Origin of the sequence: Pseudomonas sp. Sample_10 (genome assembly GCF_004321495.1) — a bacterium.
Taxonomy (GTDB): Bacteria; Pseudomonadota; Gammaproteobacteria; order Pseudomonadales; family Pseudomonadaceae; genus Aquipseudomonas.
Map to the genome: position 1 here is coordinate 1 of NZ_RCOE01000170.1, position 2,200 is coordinate 2,200.

The 2,200-nt window shown below is 57.3% G+C and carries 4 protein-coding genes; all 4 read left to right on the forward strand.

The window, feature by feature from the left end:
- The first annotated feature begins 36 nt into the window (after nt 1–36).
- From rpsF to rplI, 4 genes are read left to right on the forward strand one after another with little or no spacing between them, the layout of a single operon-like run.
- Nucleotides 37–459 (forward strand): 30S ribosomal protein S6, encoded by a 423-nt coding sequence (gene rpsF, locus D8U18_RS16790; protein ID WP_003217491.1) that lies wholly within the window; start codon nt 37–39, stop codon nt 457–459.
- A gap of 28 nt (nt 460–487) precedes the next feature.
- Complete coding sequence (gene rpsR, locus D8U18_RS16795) at nt 488–718, forward strand: 30S ribosomal protein S18 (protein ID WP_002551829.1); 231 nt, start codon at nt 488–490, stop codon at nt 716–718.
- A gap of 36 nt (nt 719–754) precedes the next feature.
- Nucleotides 755–1,648 carry a hypothetical protein gene (locus D8U18_RS16800; protein ID WP_131108039.1) on the forward strand — a complete coding sequence of 298 codons (894 nt, stop codon included), beginning with the start codon at nt 755–757 and terminating at the stop codon, nt 1,646–1,648.
- 19 nt (nt 1,649–1,667) lie between these two features.
- Nucleotides 1,668–2,114 carry a 50S ribosomal protein L9 gene (gene rplI, locus D8U18_RS16805; RefSeq protein WP_131108040.1) on the forward strand — a complete coding sequence of 149 codons (447 nt, stop codon included), beginning with the start codon at nt 1,668–1,670 and terminating at the stop codon, nt 2,112–2,114.
- Nucleotides 2,115–2,200: the final 86 nt, after the last annotated feature.

A 2,200-nucleotide genomic window follows, 5' to 3' on the forward strand; every position in this document is an offset into this window, starting at 1 on the left:
TTTTGAGCGGCAGGCTACAACCCGTAAGGAGCATTCATGCGTCATTACGAAATCATCTTTTTGGTCCACCCGGATCAAAGCGAGCAAGTCGGCGGCATGGTTGAGCGTTACACCAAGCTGATCGAAGAAGACGGCGGCAAAATCCACCGTCTGGAAGATTGGGGCCGTCGTCAACTGGCCTACGCAATCAACAATGTTCACAAGGCTCACTACGTGATGCTGAACGTTGAGTGCACTGGCAAGGCCCTGGCCGAGCTGGAAGACAACTTCCGCTACAACGATGCAGTGATCCGTAACCTGGTCATCCGTCGCGAAGAAGCCGTTACCGGCCAATCCGAGATGCTCAAGGCTGAAGAAAACCGCAGTGAGCGCCGTGAGCGTCGCGACCGTCCTGAGCACGAAGGCGCTGAAAGCGCTGACAGTGATGACAGCGACAACAGCGATAACGCTGACGAGTAATCCACGGACCTTTTAAGGAGCCTATCAAATGGCACGTTTCTTCCGTCGTCGTAAATTCTGCCGCTTCACCGCTGAAGACGTGAAAGAGATCGATTACAAAGATCTCAACACTCTGAAAGCCTACGTATCCGAGACCGGCAAAATCGTTCCAAGCCGCATCACCGGTACCAAAGCTCGTTATCAGCGTCAGCTGGCCACCGCTATCAAGCGCGCCCGCTTCCTGGCCCTGCTGGCCTACACCGACAGCCACGGCCGCTGAGACCGGGCAGTCGACACGTAGCAAAGGATTGAATGTATGCGCGCCTTAGCTGAGTTCATCATGCGGGGCCGTATGCAGGCCACTCTGGTAGTGGCTGGATGTGCGGCAATGCCGTTGTTGTATTGGTTGGGTGCTGCCGCCGGATGCCTCGTGCTCCTGCGGCGCGGATTGAGGGACGCCCTGGGCGTTCTTGCTCTGGGACTGCTGCCGGCATTGCTCTGGTGGCTTTACTCCGACGACCCAAGGGCACTTCTGGTGCTGCTGGGGTCTGCGAGCCTTGCGTTGGTTTTGCGCGCAAGCGAGTCCTGGAACCGCGTGCTGCTGGTCAGCATAGCGATGGGAGTGGTGTTTTCAGTGGTGTTGGGGACAGCTTTTGCTCCCCAGATCGAGATGCTGGCGCAGGCTTTGATAAAAGTCATGCCGTCGCTACTCGGTGATGTCTACCAGAAGATGTCGGTAGACGAACAAGCGCGTTTCGCGTCCCTGATTGCACCGGTCCTGACCGGCTTGATAGCGGCTTTGTTGCAAATCGTCAGCTTGTTGAGCCTGCTTGTCGGGCGCTATTGGCAGGCGTTGTTGTACAACCCGGGTGGTTTTGGTCGCGAGTTTCGCGCCATCCGAATCCCGCTGGGACCGGCGATGTTGCTGCTGGCGTTAATGCTTCTGGGGCCTAATTTAGGCTCGCAGATGGCCATGTTGACGCCGTTGTGCAGCGTACCGCTGGTGTTCGCCGGGCTGGCCCTGATTCACGGGCTGGTGGCGCAAAAGCGACTGGCCAAATTCTGGCTGGTGGGGTTGTACGTCACGCTGTTGCTGTTCATGCAGCTGATCTATCCGTTGCTGGTGGTCTTGGCCATCGTCGACAGCCTGATTGATTTTCGCGGTCGTTCGGCACCCAAAGATGCCGATAACGCGAACGGTGAAGGTTAAAAGTTAAGAGGATTTTCACATGCAACTGATCCTTCTGGAAAAAGTCACCAACCTGGGCAACCTGGGTGACAAAGTGAACGTTAAGGCTGGTTACGGTCGTAACTACCTGCTGCCTTACGGCAAAGCTACCGCTGCGACCGCTGCCAACCTGGCTGCGTTCGAAGAGCGTCGCGCTGAGCTGGAAAAAGCCGCCGCAGACCGTAAGGCATCGGCTGAAAGCCGTGCTGCCCAACTGGCCGAGCTGGAAGTGACCATCACTGCCACCGCTGGCGACGAAGGCAAGCTGTTCGGTTCGATCGGTACTCACGACATCGCTGATGCACTGACCGCCTCCGGCGTTGAAGTGCAGAAGAGCGAAGTTCGTCTGCCGAACGGCACCATCCGCAACGTAGGCGAATTCGACGTAGCCGTGCACCTGCACGCCGAAGTTGAAGCCACCGTACGCGTTGTCGTGGTAGCAGCTTAAGCAGCACTTGTCGGCTGGCACCCTCGGGTGCTTGCCGGTAACATCGGGCACGATCCTGTTTACAGGTCGTGCCCTTTGTCTTTCTG